Genomic DNA, 20,490 nt, shown 5'->3' on the forward strand with positions numbered 1-20,490 from the left:
TGTCAGTTGATTTCTTTGCCTACACTTATTTTCCTGATGAACCAAAACCACCTGTTCGTTTTTTACCCGAAACATCCTGATCTGATTTTAAAAATGAATGAAAAATCCCTTGGCCAATTCTATCTCCTTTTTTTATCACCTTGTCTTTTAATCCAAAATTGATAAACTGAAACATGATATGTCCCTCGTTATCAGGATTTCCATAATAATCTGCATCAATAATGCCCACTCCGTTTGCCATTAGCAAAAATTGTTTTAAGGGATTGCTTGAGCGATTACACAATTCGAGATACTCATCCTCTTGCATATAGGCCTTAACTCCAGTTGGGACAAGCGTTGGTTTAACCGATTTTTCATCTATTTGTTCTAATTGGCTCGTTTCTTTTTTTAAAGCTGCTTTTAAGACCGTTGCCACCCCGTTTTTCCAAATACTTGGTACAACCGTTTCTGCTGCTGCTTCAAAATCATATCCTGCAGCATGCTCAGTTGCTCTTTGTGGTAAAGTTATATTTTCAAAATTCGTTACCTTTTCAAATCCTCGTTTGCGTGTCATTTGCTTGCTCCTTTTCCATTTGCTTGCTTCTTTTTATTTTACATGAAAAATATGAATCAATAAATATCTATCTGCGATTTTTATTGATTATTTAGTTGTAACAAAATAAAACGCTCCGGAATTGGATTCTTTCCGAAACGTTTTTTAAGAGCCAGCACACTCATCTATTCAACTTCTTCGTCACTCTCAGTAAATTCATCTACTTGAACCTGAGTCAACTTGCGACAAGCCTTTTTACCCAAGGTAATTGGCACATGCTCAATTTTAACGTCGCTATATTCTAAACCAAACCATCTGGCCGGAGAGACCGTGATTTTTTTTATCGCTAATTTTGCTTGCATCACCAATCTGTCCATCACTTTTAGCCCTTTCACACGTGAGAGCTCTTCACGAATCAAAACAAAACAGAAGTCTCCCACTTGTCGATTGGGTGTTGTGGAGTAGCGTTGTGGTTGTTTGGGTAATTTGCCTTCTTCCATTAACTCTGTTACGATTTGTCGCAAAAAGACATTCACTTCTTGCTCCACCTTAAAACCTAAATGAAGCTGAACATTCACAATATAGTTTGTCCCCATCATGTCTACATAATACTCTCTGGTATATGGCTCATCTGTTACAAGGACATTCACAAACCAGTATACTTTCGCCCTTTTAGGACGTTTATCTAAAATTGAGTACATGATTTCTTTTCCGATACGGTGACCTTTTAGATTACTAGTTAGAAAGACAATGTTCGTTTGGTAAACAGGGATAGATTCGTCCTTGGTCAATCGATTGAGTTGCCCCATATAATCATATAACGAAACCCGTTCGGTAAATTGTTCAGTGATTTTACTGCCGCGCTCCCAAATTAGCATGATACCAAAGATAAATAGTGCGATCAAAACTGCGACATATCCGCCATGGAAAAGTTTCGCCAAGTTTGAAACGAAAAAGGCAATTTCAATTGGACCAAAGAAGAGTAACATCAAATAAGGGATAAACTTGGCAGTGGACCGATTGTATCTGAAATAGAAAAATAACAAGGTAGTTGTCATCATCATCGTAACCGTAATCGCAAGGCCATATGCTGATTCCATATGTGCACTCGTTCTAAAGTACAGCACAATTCCCATGCTACCTAACATCAAAATAGTGTTAACAACGGGAATGTACAACTGACCTTTGACTTTGCTTGGATAATAAATGCGCAATCTTGGTAACAGTTTCAACTTAATCGCTTCTGAAACCAGTGTATATGAACCAGAAATTAATGCTTGTGACGCAATTATTGCAGCAATGGTTGCAAAAATTACACTAAATAAACTAATACTTTTAGGAATAATTTGGAAAAATGGATTCAAATGCTCCATGTTTTGATAAACAGTTTGGTTTCTAACACTGATAATCCAAGCGGCTTGACCAAAGTAATTGAGTAATAAACAGACTTTAACATACGCCCAACTGATACGAATGTTTTTTCGACCCACATGCCCTAGATCTGCATACAAATCTTCAGCCCCAGTCGTAGCCAATAAAATACTGCCTAAAATCAACAGCCCCTTCTTATTGTCATCACTAAACAATGTATGAATCGCATAATACGGATTCAACGCTCTCAGTATACTAAGATCCCCGCTTAAGCGATAAATCCCCATTGCGGCAATAAAAGTAAACCAGCCCAACATAATTGGACCAAAGGCTTTCCCAATCAGCGTTGTACCAAAACGTTGAATTGAAAACAGAATTAGCATGATAAAAAGAGCAATCACAATAATCACATTTTGATTATAACCAAAGTGATCAAAAAATAAAGGAATCCCTTGTAGCCCCTCGACCGCTGATGTAATCGTCATCGCAGGCGTGAGCATACTATCTGCTAGCAGTGCAGCTCCACCGATCATAGCTGGATAAATGAGGTACTTACTAATTTTGCGCACCAGAGTGTAGAGTGAGAAAATTCCGCCCTCACCATGGTTGTCTGCTCGAAGCGCAAAGGTAACATATTTAATTGTCGTAAGCAATGTCAGAACCCAAAATACTAACGAGACTGAGCCCAAGATAAAATCTTCGGAAACATAAGCTAACCCACCGTTTCCTTCAATAATTGCTTTCATTACATATAGTGGACTCGTTCCGATATCTCCAAAAACAACTCCCATCGCAATGAGCAAGCCACCAATTTTCACTTTTCCAACATGGTGATCTTGATTACTTTTTTTCACTTTTCTCTTCCTTTCGCTCATAAAAAGCCTATGTATTTTCTTAGATTTATTTTCATTACGAATGAACCTGCTTATTAAAGAAAAAGAACAGCTTAGTTTCTTGCATTTTTTTAAGCAGAAATTTGCTCTTTTTTATCACATAAAAGAGCAATAAAAAGCACAATCAAATTCTAACAGAGTAATTATATTCCTTTCGTTAGAAATGTCAATGCACTCTATTAATAAAAATTTCATGATAATTCACATAATTATTTCACCAACATTTTCTTATGACATCTTTATGACAGATTGAAACAAAGGAATTTCTTTTTTATTTTTAATCTTTTTTTAATCTTGCTATTCTGCTATACTTTTGTTAATCCGCTAAAAATTTTAGCAATAATGAAAGAGAGGCTAGAAAAATAATGAAAGAAGTGTACAATTTTTCTGCTGGACCAGCAGTATTACCAAAACCTGTTTTAAAAAAAGCACAACAAGAGTTATTAAACTACCATGATAGTGGTATGTCCGTGATGGAGCTGAGCCATCGTTCCTCCTTATTCGAAGAAATTATTGAAAATTCTGAACAGCTTTTACGTCAATTAATGGGAATCCCTAGCAATTATCGTGTTCTTTTTTTACAGGGTGGGGCAAGCTTACAATTTTCCATGATTCCGCTCAACTTAGCAAAAAACAAAACAGCATGTTACATCAATACTGGATCCTGGTCTAAAAAAGCCATCTCCGAAGCAAAAAAAATAGCCGGAGTTACAGTAAAAACTATAGCAAGCAGTGAAGAGCAGCACTTTAACTGTATTCCTGCTTTAGATCAAATAGAAATTCCCAAAGACGCTGCTTACGTCCATATCACAACGAATAATACTATTGAGGGAACTGTTTATACTAAGCTACCTCAAACTGGAAGTGTACCACTGATTGCAGATATGTCTTCTGACATTTTATCCAAACAGTACAATATCAATGATTTTGGCATGATTTATGCAGGAGCTCAAAAAAATATTGGGCCTGCCGGTTTGACCGTTGTCATCATTCGAGATGATTTGCTCAATCAAGAAGCTGCTTTAAGCTCGATGCTAGACTACAAAATCCAGGCCGAAAGCCACTCTCTATATAATACTCCTCCGACTTTTGCCATTTATATTGCACAACTAGTCTTTGAATGGCTCACCGAATTAGGGGGGATTGCAGCGATTGAAAAACAAAATAAAGAAAAAGCAGCCAAACTTTACGCCGCAATTGACAACTCAAAACTATTTTGTTCGCCTGTTGAGCCAAATGATCGTTCTATTATGAATATTCCTTTTGTAACCAACAATCAAGAACTTGACAAAAAATTCATTGCGGATGCAACAAAGATTGGGTTTGAAAATCTTAAAGGTCATCGTTCTGTTGGTGGTATGCGTGCTAGCCTTTATAATGCTTTCCCTGAGCAAGGGGTAGCTGCACTAATTGACTTTATGCATAATTTCGAAGCAAAACATTTAGGAGGTCAAAGTATATGAGCTATGATATTCAAACATTTAATGCCATTGCAAAAGAAGGGCTGGCTCGTTTACCCGAGGACTGTTATACGCTAAATCAAACGCAGCATCCCGATGCGATTCTTTTAAGAAGTCAAAAACTACACGATACCAAATTTTCTAAAAGCATTAAGGGAATTGCTCGCGCAGGTGCTGGAACAAACAATATTCCCGTTGATCGTTGTACAAAAGAAGGCATCGTAGTTTTTAATACACCTGGTGCAAATGCAAATGCCGTAAAAGAGTTAGTTTTAGCAAACTTATTTCTGGCTGTCCGTCCGATTCTTTCTGGCGCCAACTGGGTTCAGACACTTTCTGGTCCTAATACTGAAGAGCAAGCAGAGGCTCATAAAAAACAATTCGCAGGAACTGAGCTCGAAGGGAAAAAGCTAGGCGTGATTGGATTAGGTGCGATTGGGGCGATGGTCGCAAACGATGCCTACCGTTTGGGAATGGATGTTGTAGGCTATGATCCTTTTGTCTCAGTAGATACGGCTTGGAGCATCTCTCGTCATGTTCACAGAGCGTTAAACATTGAAGAGGTCTTAAGCTCAGCTGATTTTATCACGATTCATGTGCCTTTAACCGAAAAAACCAAACATCTAATTGGCAAAAAAGAATTAAGCTTGCTGCAATCTCATGCCGTCTTACTGAACTTCGCCCGTGGGGAACTCGTTGATGCCCAAGCACTACTTGAAATATTGGAACAAGATGGCTTCCAAAAATATGTCACCGATTTTGCAGATGAAAAACTATTGCATCACGAAAAAATCTTAGTGCTCCCTCATTTAGGTGCCTCCACACAAGAAGCTGAAACAAATTGTGCCATCATGGCCGCTACAACGCTGGCGAACTTTCTAGAAACTGGGAACATCCGTCACAGTGTGAATTTCCCAACTGTTGAGATATCTTTCCACTCTCCTTTTCGCTTAGCTATTGTCCACCAAAATGTCCCGAATATGTTGGGGGCTATTTCTACAGTGGTTGCTGAGTTAGGGTATAATATAGATAACCTGATCAATCGTAGCCGTGAAGAAATTGCTTACACCTTGGTAGACTTAACTGTAACCAACGAACAAGCAAAACATGCTGAAAAGAAAATCCAACAGCTCGAACACATCCTTTCTACTCGTCTGATTCAAAATTTAACTTAAAAAGGAGCACAGCATATGGTACAAATTAGACCTTTCAAGGGCATTCGTCCAGAGGAAAAATTGGTAGAAAAAATAGCCTCTCTTCCTTATGATGTCTTAGACTCAAATGAAGCAAGAGCACTCGGAGAAAAAAATCCATATTCCTACTTGCACATTGACAAAGCAGAAATTGATTTGCCAGAAACTCGATCACCCTATGATTGCACGGTGTACGAACAAGCTCGAAAAAACTTAGCAGCGTTCCAAAAAAAGCACTGGCTAAAAAAAGAAGACCAGCCTGTTCTTTATCTTTATGAGTTAACAATGTCTGGCCATGTACAAACGGGGATTGTTTGTTGCACTTCGATTGAAGAGTATCTTGAGGGGCAAATCAAAAAACATGAATATACTCGCCCTGAAAAGGAACAAGACAGAATTAACCATAGTGATGTTTGTGATGCCAATACAAGTCCTATCTTTCTTACTTACCGGGCGCAAGACGCAATTGATGAACTCATCTGTAAATGGAAAGATCAATTTTCTCCCATTTACAATTTTACTAGCTTTCACAATGTCACCCACCGTGTTTGGCTAGTTGATCAAACAGAGACTATTACCCAGCTCGAACGTTTATTCCGTAATGTCCCAGCGCTTTATATTGCAGATGGTCATCACCGGACAGAATCTGCAGTCAAAGTCGGCCAAAAAAGACAAGCACAGTTTCCCGATGCTCCGTCTGACGCTGAATTCAATGTGTTCTTATCTGTCCTCTTCCCAAAAGAGCAATTAAAAATTTTGGACTATAATCGAGTGTTAAACGTTCCAATTCCGCCAAATTTTCTTCAGCAATTAGAACAACATTTTTTCCTAAAGAAGGTCAAAAAAGCGGAAGCCAAACCACAAACTAAGCACGATTTTGCGCTTTATTTGAATCATCAGTGGTATCGATTAACAGCAAAACACCCAACCAGCTCAAAAGACATAATTGATCAGCTAGATGTGACCATTTTACAGAAAGAGGTATTTGAACGTTTCTTTGACATTCAGGATATCCGTACCGACAAACGCATCGATTTTGTTGGAGGAATTCGCGGATTAGATGAGTTAGAGCGTTTGGTAGACAATCAAACCTTTACGCTTGCATTTGCTTTATTTCCAACAACTATGGATGATTTGCTAAATGTCGCAGATCACGGACTCATCATGCCTCCAAAGTCAACATGGTTTGAACCTAAGCTACTAAGTGGGCTATTTGTCCACGATTTTGAAACAAAATAACTATTTTTAAGCGTATCTTTACTATAAATAAGTAAAGATACGACTTTTTCTTTAGAGAAACTTGATGAAAAAAGTTTTTTCCGCTATGATAAACCCAAATATATGAATACTTATTAACGAAACGGGGAATTTTCATGCGCCAAAATTTAAAAAATGCGCAACGCATTGTGATTAAAATTGGGACTAGTTCCCTAATCTATCCAAATGGAAAAGTAAATTTACACGCTATTGACCAGCTTGCATTTGTCCTAAGTGACTTGAAAAATCAAGGAAAAGAAATTGTATTGGTTTCTTCTGGAGCAATTGGCGTTGGGATGAATACTTTAAAGTTGGACAAACGACCCGTTTCAATTCCCGAACAGCAAGCAGTTGCAGCAATTGGGCAACTTGAACTCATGAATATTTATACTCAACGATTTCATCTGTACAATCAAACCATTGGCCAACTGCTGCTGACGCGAGACGTCGTTGAATACCCTAAAAGCCGAACAAATGTAAAGAACACGCTTGAACAACTGATTAAAATGAATTGTATCCCAATTGTGAATGAGAATGATACCGTTGCAGTTGATGAGTTAGATCATCAAACCAAATTTGGGGATAATGATCAACTTTCAGCACTAGTCACCCAACTGTGCCATGCTGATTTACTTATCATGCTATCAGATATTGACGGTTTCTACTCTGATAATCCTGTTAAAAACCCTCAGGCGCAGTTATTTTCAGAAATCCATGAGATCACGCCAGCTAGCTACGAATGCTCAAAAGGGACGGGAACTAAATTTGGAACAGGTGGCATGCAAAGCAAATTAAAAGCTGCGGAAAAGCTACTAGCGAACAACAAGCAAATGGTGTTAGCCAATGGGAACAATCCACTCATTATCTTTGAAATTTTATCTGGAAAAGCGATTGGAACACTCTTTGTAAATCAAGCACAGAGACTATAAAAAGGAGGATTTTCTATGGAACTATCTACTCTTGGCCAGCAGGCACAAAAGGCGTCTTACGCACTTGCCCAAGCAAGTACTTCTGAAAAAAATCAGCTACTACATGAAATGGCATGTGAAGTTGTCACTCAAACCTCTTTGATTCTTGCAGCCAATCAAAAAGATTTGACCACTGCCCAAAAAAGTGGAATGAGCCCAACAATGTTGGACCGGTTGACCCTAACTACAGAAAGAATCAAAGAAATGGCAAACGGAATCGAACAAATCGCCTCTCTTCAAGATCCAATCGGTACTGTCGATAAAATGTGGAAAAATGAACAAGAGCTTCTAATTGGAAAGCAGCGTGTACCTCTTGGCGTGGTAGGCATTATCTACGAGTCCAGGCCCAACGTGACGACTGATGCCGCTTGTCTGTGCTTCAAAGCGGGAAATGCCGTGATTCTAAAAGGTGGGAAAGAAGCCTTTTATTCGAATCAAGCACTCGTCTTGGTGCTTAAAAAAGTTCTTGAACGCTCTTCTTTCTCTCCTGACCTCATTCAATTTGTTGAAGACACTTCTAGGGAAACAACCAAAGCGTTGATGTGTTTAAACGACTATCTTGACGTCTTGATTCCTCGTGGAGGTGCTGGCCTAATCAAAGCCGTTGTCGAACAAGCAACCGTTCCAGTAATTGAAACTGGTACCGGAAACTGCCATATCTATGTCGACAAAGATGCGCAAATGGAGATGGCTCGTGATATCCTGATTAACGCAAAATGCCAACGCCCTTCTGTTTGTAACGCTGCCGAAACTTTATTAATTCATAAAGAAGTCGCTGCGGATTTTTTACCGATTTTCGAAGAAGCACTGGCTGAATATCAAGTAGAGATTCGTGCAGATGAAACAGCCTTAACTTACTTAAAACATGCTTTACCTGCGACTGAATTAGATTTTAAGCTAGAGTTTTTAGATTACACATTAGCAATAAAAGTGGTAAACTCAATAGATGAGGCGATGCAACACATCCAACGCTACGGCACCAAACATTCTGAGGCCATTATTAGTGATAACTATTTTGCCACTCAATTGTTTTTACAACAAGTGGATGCCGCTGCCGTCTATGCCAATGCTTCAACTCGTTTCACAGATGGCTTTATGTTTGGCTTTGGAGCAGAAATCGGCATTAGTACTCAAAAGCTCCATGCACGTGGTCCAATGGGACTAGAGGCTCTTACCTCGACCAAATATATTATATACGGAAATGGGCAAATCAGACCCTAAGCGTATCAAAGAATGGGAGTGCAAATCATTTTGTTAAGAAAAAGAGACGGGCATACACATACTGAATACTGCCCACATGGTACAGTTGATGATGTAGAGTTATTGATTCAAAAAGCAATTTCCCTAGGTTTTCAAGAATACAGTATTACCGAGCATGCCCCTCTACCTAAAAGCATTTATTCAGAAGGTGCAGGACCTGCTGAAATCTTTACTACCGGTGGTATGGCGTTCAATGATGTGGACCATTATCTAAATAAGATGGCTCGTTTGAAGCAAAAATACAAGAGCGATCTTTGTTTACATATTGGCTTTGAAGTCGATTATTTTGATACTCATCTTGATTGGACTAAAGATTTTTTAAACGAATACGGTCCAAAAACAGATGATGGGATTCTTTCCGTTCATTTTCTTCCTGGAATAGATGGTTTGCGTGGTATCGATTTTTCTGCTGAGGATTACAGTGAAGGTATTGTACGCTATTATCAGTCGTTTCAAAAAGCACAGGAAGCTTATTATGACATGGTTTTACGCTCCTTAGAAGCTGATTTAGGCCCTTTCAAACCGACGCGTCTAGGACATATTTCTTTGTGTCAAAAATTTCAAGATTTTTTCCAAGAAGAGAGTTCATTTTCACCTACATCTCAAAAAATTATAGAGGAAATTTTGCTAAAAGTTGCAGAAAAACAGTATAGTTTAGACTTAAATACAGCAGGTCTATACAAAGAATTTTGTAATGACATTTATCCTCCAGCCGAATTAGTAAAAAAAGCACGTTCCTTAAATATTCCTCTAGTCTATGGATCTGACTCGCATGATTTAGCAGATATCGGAAGAGGTTATACAAAAATTGAACAGTGGATTTAACCCAAGGTTAAGTTCACTGCTTTTCATTTACATTTTTGTGCTATTATTATAGTAAGTTTTAAAAAAAGAGAGGTCTCAGTCATGATACAACGAATAACACGTTTTCTTAAGCGGGAAAAAATTTATATGGGTGCTGCATTTTTCATCCCCATTGTCTTGATGTTTGCTATTTATCTTAGCATCGGAATTTATTGGGGCAGCGATCGTAGTATTTTAGCCAGCGATGCATTTGCACAATTCTCTAATTTTCACGCCAGTTTCAATAATGTTTTACATGGAAAGCAAAGTATTTTTTATACTTGGAATGCCGCTTTAGGTTTGAACTATTTTTCTTTGATGGCTTATTATTTAGGTGGGTTATTCACGCCACTGGTATTCTTTTTCCCAAACAGTGCCATTCCAGATGCATTGTACGTCTTAACTCTACTTAAAATCGGCGTAGCAAGCCTAGCTTTTTGGTTTTATGCCAAAGAGACGTTCAAGATTCCAAAATGGACTCAGGTCTCACTAGCCATTTCTTATTCTTTGATGTCCTTTATTACTGCTCATTCTGAATTAATCATGTGGTTGGATGCTTTTATTTATTTGCCTTTAATTATTTTAGGGATTAATCGTCTAATGGACAAGAAAAAGCCAATCTGTTTATTTGTTTCCTATTTGCTATTATTTATTTCTAATTTCTACATGGCTTTTATGATTGGTGTTTTTTCATTCTTATACTTTTTGGCTCGAACTTTTACAAACTGGACAAGATACAAAAAAGATATTTTGCCTTACTTCATTACTTCCATTCTTGCAGGTATTTCTTCGATGGTTATGATTTTGCCGACACTGATGGATTTGCGTTCAAACGGAGAAGCACTGACTCAAATTGTACGCTTTAAAACAGAAGCTACGGGATTTTGGGATGTGGTTATAAAAAATATGATTGGCGTTTTCGATACAACGAAATACGGCTCCATTCCTTTTATTTATGCCGGACTTTTCCCACTAGTTTTTTGCATTTACTTTTTCGTAACGAAAAAAATTGCGCTGAAAGAAAAAGTAGCTTATGGCTGTATTTTGCTCTTTGTCTTTATTAGTTTTTATATTGAGCCTTTGAATCTACTTTGGCAAGGAATGCATGCTCCAAATATGTTTTTATTCCGTTTTAGTTTTACATTCTCATTCTTAGTGATTATGCTAGCAGGCTATGGATTTGAAAAGTATCGCCCAACAGATGAAGGGTATTTAGTCGGTATTATCATTTTGCTTGCTGCTTTGTTTACGCTTGCGAAAGGATTCATTCAAGATGGAAAATATGCCTATGTAACAGACAACTCTTTTTATTTCACACTGTTATTCTTAGCCTTTTATTTACTCACCATTGTGTTGTACCAACGGCAGCAGATTCCACTCAAACGCTTAGCAATGGTCCTTTTGTTACTAATGGGTGCTGAGGCGACCCTTAATACCAACAGCATGATTCATGGTATTTTGTCTGATTGGAATTATGCTTCACGCAGTCTTTACTCTGCTCCTTATAAAGAGTATCAGGATGCAGTTTCTCAAACACAGAAGAAAGACACGAGTGAATTTTATCGAATGGAGACGCTTGACCCAATCTCGCCTAATGACAGTATTAACTATGGGTTTAGCGGTATCTCACTCTTTTCATCCATTCGTAATCGAAACTCTTCTTCGTTGTTAAATGATTTAGGCTATCGTTCAAAAGGAACCAATCTAAATTTGCGCTATCAAAATAATACCTTACTGATGGACTCCTTGTTTGGCATCAAATATAATTTGTCCAAAATAGATCCATTGAAATACGGGTACTACCAAAGTTATAGTAATACGCAATATAAAATGTATGAAAATACAAATGCTGCTGCTCTGGGTACACTAACAGATACGAATATTTACAAAACAAAGTTACCCAAAACAGATAACCTTGGTTCACAAACCAATTTATTTAATCGACTCTCGGATAGTTCGTTTACCTATTTTTCTTTTGTTAAACCAACCTTGGTCAATTCAGCCAACACGACGATTACACATCCAACAAGCAATACCGTCCAGTATGCTGAACAACAAAAAAATGTAGCTAAGACTTTATCCTGGAGCGTTGTCGTGCCTGCTGGTAAACAAGCCTATATGAGTCTGTTTACCTCTAATTACAACCAGTTGGAAAGTTCGTCTGCAACCATAACCGTAAATGGACAAAGTGTGAAAACCCAAATTAATATTACGGGTCAATATTATAATCTGGGTTACTATGCGGCAGATACTGTGGTTAATTTTTCCATCACTTTTTATGGTTCTACAGCAGTTAGCTTCGTTGATCCTCCGGTTGTCTTAATGGATGTTGCCAACTATCAAGCTGCTGCTGAAAAAATTCAAAACAAGCGTGTTGCATTTAAAACAAGTGGACGTAAAGCAACCGCAACTGTTACTGTAAAGAAAAATCAATCGGTTCTCTTTACAACCATCCCGTATGACAAGGGCTGGAGTGCTTACGTTGATGGAAAAAAAGTGGCAATTAAATCCTTTAAAGAAGCATTTATTACCATTCCTGTTTCACCCGGTAAACATAAGATTGAACTACGGTTCTTACCAAATGGCTTCAAACTTGGGACTATCGGTTTTATTTTGGGTATCTGTCTCTTTAGCTTCTACGTATACTACCTAAATAAAAAAAAGGAGGCTACTCTAAGCTAACTTCGAGCAACATCCTTTAAAAAAGTTAAAAAATTTAGCGTGTAATCTAAAAGCAGCCTTTTGCTTTTGGGTTACACGTTTTTTTCTTGGCTACAAATTGTTCAGATATTCAAGTTCTGAGTTTCACAGTAATCTCCTTTACCACCAACGTAGACATTTTTTATTTTTTTCTGACCATCCGTTGCGACTTTCACCAGTATCTCAGAAGGTGAGTTTAAAGATTCTCCTTGTTCAAATACATAGAGTTCTCGCTGCGCATACCCCTTTTCATAAAGATAACATGCTAGTGCGGCATTCGACGTTCCAGTCGCTGCTTCTTCATTAATCTCGTATAACGGAGCAAAGTTTCTACAGGACATGTGTGCCTCTTTAAAAGTAAATAGATGCATTCCTATCACGTTGTATTTTTTACTAACCGCTTTGATTGCTTCAAAATTAGGCTGCAAAGTCCGCAATTGCTCTTCACTTTTTATAGGAACTAAGATATCTTTGAGCCCCGTAGAGACAATTTGAATAGGATACTTAGAATCTATCGCTTGGCTATCAAAACAATGGATAAGCTCGTTCAACATGAGTACATCATAGAATGCTGGTTTGTTTTGCTCCATAAATATGACGTCATCTTCCACTTTAATTTCAAGAATTCCACTGTTTGTTTCAATCGTATAGTGATCTTTGTAAAGTTGGTTGAGCTGCCTCAATATCGAAAAAGTAGCAATTGTCGCATGTCCACATAAAGCGACTTCTTCTTTTGGTGTGAAATATGCTAATTGATAATCTGCCCGTTCAGATTTTGATAAAAATGCTGTTTCAGAATAGCCTAATTGTTGCGCAATTGCTAATTTTTGTGCATTGCTCAATTTTTGCTCCATTAGCACCACGCCTGCTTTGTTCCCACCTTTATGATTTTTACTAAAGGCTCTTGCAACATAAACGGTGATTTTCATCAGACACCTGCTTTCCCTATACTATTGTTCAACACAGGATTCATTCTCGCGAACTGAACTTTTGCTTGAACGTAAAACAAAAGACAAATTCGTCATGATTGGATCTTTCAGAACATAATTTGTCTTTTGTCAAAGTATTCTACAATGAAGAACACCTTTTTATTAAAAAAATAATTGTCTAATCCTCATATATTTGGCGTGTAAAGCCTTCTCCTATAACATGTTGTACTTCATTTACAATCACAAAAGCATACTCATCAAACTCATTAATGATCTTGTATACCTCTAATAACTGTTGATTGCTCACAACAATATATAAAATCGTTTTATCCGCCCCTTGATAATAGCCGTAGCCTGGAACGACGGTGATACCACGATCTAATTCTCTCGTTACTTTACTAGCAATTTCTTCATGTTTGTCAGAAATAATCGTGATTGCTTTTTTAGGGTTGGAACCTTCTAGGATAAAGTTTAAAATAAATGTTGACACAGATAAAGAAACTATCGTAAACAACATATTTTCTAATCCAATCATAAAAATGGAAGGCACCACAACCAAAATATCAAAGAAAAGCAATGCATAACTAGTATTCCAACCAAAATATTTATTCATCAACTTAGCAAGAATAGCACTACCTGCTGTTGTTCCCCCAGCTCGCATGATAACACCCATACCTAAGCCCATTAGAAATCCTGCACTAATTGCTGCGATAATGGTTTGATTGGTATGAAAAGCCCATGTACTTGTGATTTTTAAAAAGAATGACATTCCAAAAACTGAGACCAATGTATAGTAAATGGTGTCCTTCCCTAAAAACTTGTATCCAATCACTAATAAAACCGAATTAAACAAAATATTGGTTAAGGCTGGTGACCACGAGAATCCATAATACAGCAGCATCGTTAACCCTGTAACGCCACCTTCTCCTAAATTGTTGCTAATCGAAAACACGTTAATCGATATGGCAAAAATAAATGATCCCAACAAAATTTTTACTACGTTGTAAAAAATTTTTTTATTCACAAATACATACTCCTTCCCCGATGATGATGAATTTTTGTATACCTCACACATCATACAACGAGAAGAAAAATACTACAACCCGAAACAAAAAAATTATTTACATTCTTCCAAATACTCTTGGTGTTGCCTTTGCCAATACGCTCGTTCTTCTGAGGTGATGTCACGCAAAATTTTACATGGATTTCCAGCAGCAACAACGTTACTAGGGATATTTTTTGTCACCACTGCTCCCGAACCTACTACCACATTATCGCCAATGCTAACACCAGGATTTACCGTAACATTTGCACCAAACCAGACATTGTTGCCAATATGAATTGCCTTTGCGAGTTCGACATCACTATTTCTAACTGCTGCATCAATTGGATGAGTCGCTGTACATAGCGTTGCTCTTGGGCCAAACATCACATTGTCGCCAATTGTGATTGATGCAACATCCAACATAATGCAATCGAAATTGGCATAAAAGTTGTCACCAACCGTGATATTTTCTCCGTAATCACAGTGAAAAGGCGGCTCCACATAGACAGCTTTTTTGTGTCCTCCAAATAGTTGTTTAACTAAAGTAGCCCGCTTTTCATATTCATCTTCGTGAGTCTGATTAATTTCTCTCACTAACTTCCGGGCATTTTTTCGTATGCTTACAAGCTCTGCATCTCCAGGATTATACAGTCCCTCTGCTAACATTTTTTCTTTTTCACTTCTCACTATAAAGTCCTCCTTCATGGGTTTTAATTAGTAAATAAATAGGCCTAAAACAAATAAAACAGAAAAAACAGAGACCGTCAAAATTAAGTTTTTGATTGCAAGTGGGAATGTTTCTAATTTGATTTGCCTTTGTGAATATTGTTTTGTATTTCTCCAAATAATAGGCGCAATCACCCATAAAAATAATAGTAGTCTAGGGACAACCCCTAAAAATACGGAAAAAGTTGTAGTAATAAACGGTAAAATAGCAAGCAATTGAAACAGACGAACCGCTGCTGGTTTTCCCATATAGTAAACCAGTGTAAACCGCTTATTTAGTACATCTTCTTCTAAATCACATGTATTATTAGCAAGCATTAGATTCGCAATCGCGAAAACTGCTGGGAGGGACATGAGAAAAATATTGCCAAAAAAACTGAAACTAAATTGGACTAAATGAGAAACATTTAAATACACACAAATTAACGGAATCAAAAAGCCCATCGTCACACCTGACAATACTTCGCCCACAGGTAAACCTGACAATGGTTTTGGTCCTGAAGAGTAGAAAATCCCAACGCTGAAACTGATTATCCCAAGTATTAAAACAATCCCATTTGTTCTAATGGTTAAATATAGTCCCAATATTGCCGCAATACCTATGAATCCAATGATCATGTTGCGGACAAGTCGTAGGGATAAACCCTCACGCCCGATAATATTTGTTTTCTCCCTATAATCATGTACCTCTGTTGCATGGTGATAATCCATATAGTTATCTAAGATATCCACTGCCATATTAAATAAAAACATCGCAACAAAGAATAAAAACATATTCATAAGCTCAATATGTTTATAATGAAACCACGCATATGCCATCCCTATTACAAAAGGAAAAACACTCGCTGCTTTGGCCTTAAACTCTACTAATTCCGCAAAAATTTTCCAATTCATTTTAATATACACAACTTTCTTATTAAATTTATTCCTTTCCTATTATACTCGATTTTTATAAAAAGTTAATTCATTGACACTTTCTTTATTTTACGCTACATTGTAATTAGTGTAATTATAAATGTAGGAGGCCACTTATGGCGATTCACCCACTTTGGAACAATTATCCAACGATACAAAAACAATTAAATGAAACTCAAAAAGTTATGACCAAAGCTGTTAAAATACGCAATGAAGAAATGACCAGCGCTTTACAATTATTTTTTCAGTCGGGAGGGAAGTTGCTTCGTCCCGCCTATTTTTTACTTTTTTCTTCTTTTGGTTCACTTTCCTCTAGTGAAAAAAGATATAAATTTGCAGCTTCATTAGAAATATTACATGCAGCAACGCTAATCCATGATGACATTATCGATGATTCTCCACTTCGTCGTGATAAACCTTCTATCCAAGCTCTTTATGGAAAAGATATCGCTGTCTACGCAGGAGATTTTTTATTCACAGTTTATTTTCAGTTACTTGCACAAGCAGCAGATGATTTCTCAGTTATTGAGTTAAATGCTTCCAATATGAGAAAGATTTTAGTGGGGGAGCTTGACCAGATGGATTTACAATACAATACTGATATTACCGTAAAACAGTATCTCCGCCATATCAAAGGCAAAACAGCTCAATTATTTCAATTAAGCTGTTATGAAGGAGCGAAGTTTTCAAAGTGTTCTATTTACATCCAACACATTAGTCAACGTATTGGTCATAATATTGGAATGGCTTTTCAGATATTAGATGACATTTTAGATTACTCTTCCAGTGAAGATAGCTTACATAAACCCGTTTTAGAAGATGTTCAATTAGGCAATTATACGTTACCTTTGATTTTAGCGATGCAAGAAAATCGTGCTGTTTTTTTACCTCTACTTGAAAAAAAACAAGCGTTAAATCCAGACGAGCTCCGTACGCTCGTCCAACATATTCACACCTATAACGGTATTGATCTTGCCCAAAAAATAGCCGATCGTTTCACCAACAAAGCTTTGGCGGATATCAAAAAATTACCGCAAACGCCCGAACGAGATATCCTAACAGAAATCACCAAACATCTATTAAATCGTCAAGATTAAAAAGAGCCTGAGATATAACGCAACGTTATGTCTCAGGCTCTTAGTATCCGAATAAGCGGTTAGAGCAAAAATAATTCTTTTAGTAATAAGCTAGAATCAACACAAATTTGAAGAAAACTTCCCCCAGATTCCTGCTCATTTCTTGGAATATGCGACTTTTGTTTTCCCCTCTTTTAATTCTTGTAAAATCATTAAAAATAGGAATTTAAATTGCTTTTTTTTTAGAAAAAGCGTACGCTAAATTCAGTTTTAAAAAGAGAAGAGGACTCATATGTTTAATTTTTTACCTAGTTCAGTACTTCAAATGAGTACTATTTTTTTATCAATTATTATCGAAGCCTTACCTTTTGTCTTATTAGGTTGCCTAATTTCTGGGGCACTGCAAACTTTTCTTACTCCTGCACGTGTCAAAAAGATTTTACCCAAAAATAAATTTCTTTCGATTATTGTAGGGTCGCTCCTTGGATTTTTCTTTCCTTCGTGCGAATGTGGCATTGTCCCTATCGTCAATCAGTTTATGAGAAAAGGGGTACCCACATATACTGCGTTTGCTTTCATGATGACTGCTCCCATTATTAATCCAATTGTGATCTTTTCAACCTTTATTGCTTTTAGCAACTCCTTTCGTTTTGCATTATTACGAATACTCGGTAGTCTATTTGTTTCTTTATTAATTAGTAGCTGGATTGCTTATTTACATAAGGGACCTGTTCTAAAAGAATCTTGGCACGAGCATTCTTTTGATGCTGAACCATCCGTTTCTAAAAAAGAAAAGATGCTCTCTTTCTTTGCGCACTCTATTGATGAGTTTTTCGATACCGGTCGCTATCTCATTTTTGGTTCCATTCTTGCAGCTGCCATGCAAACCTATCTCCCGACTTCTTTTATGCTACAACTAGGATCCACCAAACTCATTAGTATCCTAATTATGTTAGTCCTTGCATTTACACTTTCACTTTGTTCAGAAGCAGATGCCTTTATTGGTTCTTCTTTACTTAGCTTATTTGGGACGGCTCCAGTTGTTGCCTTTTTGGTATTTGGTCCAATGGTTGATATCAAAAATCTGATGATGATGCGTCAATATTTCCAAGGAAAATTCATCTTTAAATTTGTTGTATTTGTTGCCATTGCTGTAACCATTTTTGCCTACTTAGTCTAGAGAAAGGAGACGAACAACGTGATACGATTTCTAATATTAGCTGGTTATTTTGAATTGATGATGTCTCTACAAATATCTGGTAGAATTGATCAGTATATTAATACACACTACCGGTATTTAGTCATTTTGTCTATGGTGCTATCATTAGCTCTAGCATTGATCCAACTCTATCTCTGGACACGCCAAGATGATGTACACCCTCACAAACATACTTGTTGTGATGATCACTGTGAGCATCATCATGGGATGGAGAAAAAAGGGCAAAAAATACTTGTTTACTGCCTACTTACTTTACCGATTATTGTCGGATTACTTTTTCCAACCGTTAGCCTAGATGCTACAATTGTTTCTGCCAAAGGATTCCATTTTCCCATCAGTAAAGAATCGGTTGGAGATCCAGAAGTCAATACCCAATACCTCAAGCCTAACACCAGCATTTATTTCAATCAAAGTGACTACAGCAAACGCATGGATAAAGAGTTAAAACATTACAAAGATGCCTCTACTATTCATATTACAGATACAAATTATTTAAATGTCATGGAATTGATTTACAATTATCCAAGTGAATTCCAAGGAAAACACATTGACTACACCGGGTTTGTTTACAACGATCCAGTTGAAAAAACAAATAAAATTTTTATTTTCCGCTTTGGTGTCATTCACTGTGTAGCTGATTCTGGTGTATTTGGCCTACTCAACTACACTGATTCGACTAGTGCGAGTACTACGCCATTCAAAAATAATGAGTGGGTCAAAGTTTCAGGTGTGATTAGCACCGATTACTATGCGCCTTTTAAGGCAAGTATTCCAACATTAAAAGTTGATGCAATCAAGAAAGTCTCCGCTCCTAAAAATCAATATGTTTACTACAACTTTGATGCATAAATAAAAAGCCTTGAAAATTTTTAATTTTCAAGGCTTTTTATTTTTTCATTCTCTTGGTTGCTTCCATACTCAAATTGACTGACTAACTTCGTTTTACTCCAGCGTTCGTAAAAAAGTGGCTTTTGTCGTAAAGCTCCATATACTATGCAAAGAAAACCTAAAAAAAGCACGAAAGAGATGCCTGCATAGACAATGATTAACCATTGTGCTTGTTTTGCTCCACTTTTTTCCAAACTACTCACAAAAGGAGATAAAAAAGTAAACGGTGTAAGCATCAGCGGCCAAAAAACAAGATATAAGAGCCCATACCTTACTAAAAGGGCTTTAAACTGCAGTTGACTCGATTCTGCTATGACTTTAACTTTTACCAAAGCCTTACCTAATGTCTGGCCCTTATAAAAATACGAAAAGCAAACAAAATAGAGGATTACCCACAGAACATAATTTAGACTAATCGTCCATAGAATCTCTCTTTCAAACACATTGCCTAGTCGAAAAATTTTGGCAAAAAAGGCGGTTAATCCCATAAAAAATAATAACACAAGATAATCCACACCTAGCGCTGTTAACCTCCTGAAAAAAGGAATGGAAGTTCCTTTTTTTTGCTCCTTTTCCAGCAATTGCTCAATTGTCGGCAGAAAAAAGGTACAGAGTGGCGCCATTAAATACCCTATAGTTCCACCTAATGTATTTAAGAATAAATCATCTACATCAAACAATCGATACGGTCTTGGATATATTCCGTATAGACCAGACAACTGGGTTAATTCGAAAAATAAGGAAAATAAAAAAGAAGCAAACATCGTACGTTTCAACGACCACCGAAAATAATACCGCAAATATACACCAAATGGAAACAATAGTAAGACATTAAACGCAGGCTGTAAAAATACCGACTGCTTTAAGCTAGCCATGTAAGTCTGCGGGTCATTAATTTTAAGATAAGAGTCTCTCATGAACTCTTTTATGAACAGAAACGGCTGTAACTGAATTTTCATTCTGGTATACTGTGCCACTGCCTCTCGATCTGGAAGAGGTAATATCGTCATAAAATAGGCACAAACCAGATAAAATAGAAACGAGTATAAAATAACAGCTTTCACCGTCAAAAAAGCACCATTTTTTCGATACTGATAAATTAAAACAGGCACAAAAACTAGAAATAAAAGAATAGGGAAAACAACTAACGCTGTTTGGATTGGAGCGACATAACTTGCCATCGCTAACACCTCCTGTTTTTTCTTTTAGTATACC

17 protein-coding genes are annotated in these 20,490 nt (G+C 37.1%); 10 read left to right on the forward strand and 7 right to left on the reverse strand.

Annotated features, from left to right (window positions below; genetic code table 11):
* Positions 1-25 precede the first annotated feature (25 nt).
* Positions 26-553, reverse strand: a complete 528-nt coding sequence (locus tag CBF30_RS10220; protein ID WP_126826294.1) for a dCTP deaminase/dUTPase family protein — start codon at positions 551-553, stop codon at positions 26-28.
* Positions 554-717: 164 nt separating this feature from the next.
* On the reverse strand, positions 718-2,778 hold the full coding sequence (locus tag CBF30_RS10225) for a KUP/HAK/KT family potassium transporter (protein WP_126826297.1): 2,061 nt from the start codon (positions 2,776-2,778) through the stop codon (positions 718-720).
* A gap of 383 nt (positions 2,779-3,161) precedes the next feature.
* Between CBF30_RS10225 and serC the strand changes: the two genes are divergently transcribed.
* The 7 genes from serC (at position 3,162) to CBF30_RS10260 (ending at position 12,459) form a co-directional block, all read left to right on the forward strand.
* On the forward strand, positions 3,162-4,259 hold the full coding sequence (gene serC / locus CBF30_RS10230) for a 3-phosphoserine/phosphohydroxythreonine transaminase (RefSeq protein ID WP_126826300.1): 1,098 nt from the start codon (positions 3,162-3,164) through the stop codon (positions 4,257-4,259).
* On the forward strand, positions 4,256-5,431 hold the full coding sequence (locus tag CBF30_RS10235) for a 3-phosphoglycerate dehydrogenase family protein (RefSeq protein WP_126826303.1): 1,176 nt from the start codon (positions 4,256-4,258) through the stop codon (positions 5,429-5,431). Before serC ends, CBF30_RS10235 begins: the two co-directional genes overlap by 4 nt.
* 15 nt (positions 5,432-5,446) lie before the next feature.
* The gene (locus tag CBF30_RS10240; protein ID WP_126826306.1) at positions 5,447-6,688 is read left to right on the forward strand and encodes a DUF1015 domain-containing protein; all 1,242 of its coding nucleotides are present in this window, start codon (positions 5,447-5,449) and stop codon (positions 6,686-6,688) included.
* Between the two features lie 134 nt (positions 6,689-6,822).
* Positions 6,823-7,635: a glutamate 5-kinase gene (gene proB / locus CBF30_RS10245; RefSeq protein WP_126826310.1), complete on the forward strand. Its 813-nt coding sequence runs from the start codon at positions 6,823-6,825 to the stop codon at positions 7,633-7,635.
* Between the two features lie 15 nt (positions 7,636-7,650).
* Positions 7,651-8,895, forward strand: coding sequence for a glutamate-5-semialdehyde dehydrogenase (locus CBF30_RS10250; RefSeq protein ID WP_126826313.1), 1,245 nt, complete (start codon positions 7,651-7,653; stop codon positions 8,893-8,895).
* A 30-nt stretch (positions 8,896-8,925) separates the two neighbouring features.
* The gene (gene hisJ / locus CBF30_RS10255) at positions 8,926-9,759 is read left to right on the forward strand and encodes a histidinol-phosphatase HisJ (protein ID WP_245975064.1); all 834 of its coding nucleotides are present in this window, start codon (positions 8,926-8,928) and stop codon (positions 9,757-9,759) included.
* Between the two features lie 81 nt (positions 9,760-9,840).
* Positions 9,841-12,459: a YfhO family protein gene (locus CBF30_RS10260; protein ID WP_126826319.1), complete on the forward strand. Its 2,619-nt coding sequence runs from the start codon at positions 9,841-9,843 to the stop codon at positions 12,457-12,459.
* Between the two features lie 101 nt (positions 12,460-12,560).
* Here CBF30_RS10260 and CBF30_RS10265 read toward each other — a convergent pair whose 3' ends face one another.
* The 4 genes from CBF30_RS10265 to CBF30_RS10280 form a co-directional block, all read right to left on the reverse strand.
* A complete protein-coding gene (locus CBF30_RS10265) occupies positions 12,561-13,406 on the reverse strand; it encodes a PhzF family phenazine biosynthesis protein (RefSeq protein ID WP_126826322.1) in 846 nt (281 codons plus the stop codon).
* 178 nt (positions 13,407-13,584) lie between these two features.
* On the reverse strand, positions 13,585-14,430 hold the full coding sequence (locus tag CBF30_RS10270) for a YitT family protein (RefSeq protein WP_126826325.1): 846 nt from the start codon (positions 14,428-14,430) through the stop codon (positions 13,585-13,587).
* A 93-nt stretch (positions 14,431-14,523) separates the two neighbouring features.
* Positions 14,524-15,138: a sugar O-acetyltransferase gene (locus tag CBF30_RS10275; RefSeq protein ID WP_126826328.1), complete on the reverse strand. Its 615-nt coding sequence runs from the start codon at positions 15,136-15,138 to the stop codon at positions 14,524-14,526.
* Positions 15,139-15,165: 27 nt separating this feature from the next.
* Positions 15,166-16,071 (reverse strand): 1,4-dihydroxy-2-naphthoate polyprenyltransferase, encoded by a 906-nt coding sequence (locus CBF30_RS10280; RefSeq protein ID WP_126826331.1) that lies wholly within the window; start codon positions 16,069-16,071, stop codon positions 15,166-15,168.
* 137 nt (positions 16,072-16,208) lie between these two features.
* Here CBF30_RS10280 and CBF30_RS10285 point away from each other — a divergent pair, with 137 nt between their 5' ends.
* The 3 genes from CBF30_RS10285 (at position 16,209) to CBF30_RS10295 (ending at position 19,236) form a co-directional block, all read left to right on the forward strand.
* Complete coding sequence (locus tag CBF30_RS10285; protein WP_126826333.1) at positions 16,209-17,189, forward strand: polyprenyl synthetase family protein; 981 nt, start codon at positions 16,209-16,211, stop codon at positions 17,187-17,189.
* A 271-nt stretch (positions 17,190-17,460) separates the two neighbouring features.
* Positions 17,461-18,348 carry a permease gene (locus CBF30_RS10290; RefSeq protein ID WP_126826336.1) on the forward strand — a complete coding sequence of 296 codons (888 nt, stop codon included), beginning with the start codon at positions 17,461-17,463 and terminating at the stop codon, positions 18,346-18,348.
* A gap of 18 nt (positions 18,349-18,366) precedes the next feature.
* Positions 18,367-19,236 (forward strand): TIGR03943 family putative permease subunit, encoded by an 870-nt coding sequence (locus tag CBF30_RS10295; RefSeq protein ID WP_126826339.1) that lies wholly within the window; start codon positions 18,367-18,369, stop codon positions 19,234-19,236.
* 20 nt (positions 19,237-19,256) lie between these two features.
* On the opposite strand, the gene CBF30_RS10300 is transcribed toward CBF30_RS10295, so the two are convergent.
* The gene (locus CBF30_RS10300) at positions 19,257-20,456 is read right to left on the reverse strand and encodes a VanZ family protein (RefSeq protein WP_126826342.1); all 1,200 of its coding nucleotides are present in this window, start codon (positions 20,454-20,456) and stop codon (positions 19,257-19,259) included.
* Between the last annotated feature and the right edge of the window lie 34 nt (positions 20,457-20,490).

The organism is Vagococcus entomophilus, from assembly GCF_003987595.1.
GTDB lineage: Bacteria > Bacillota > Bacilli > Lactobacillales > Vagococcaceae > Vagococcus_E > Vagococcus_E entomophilus.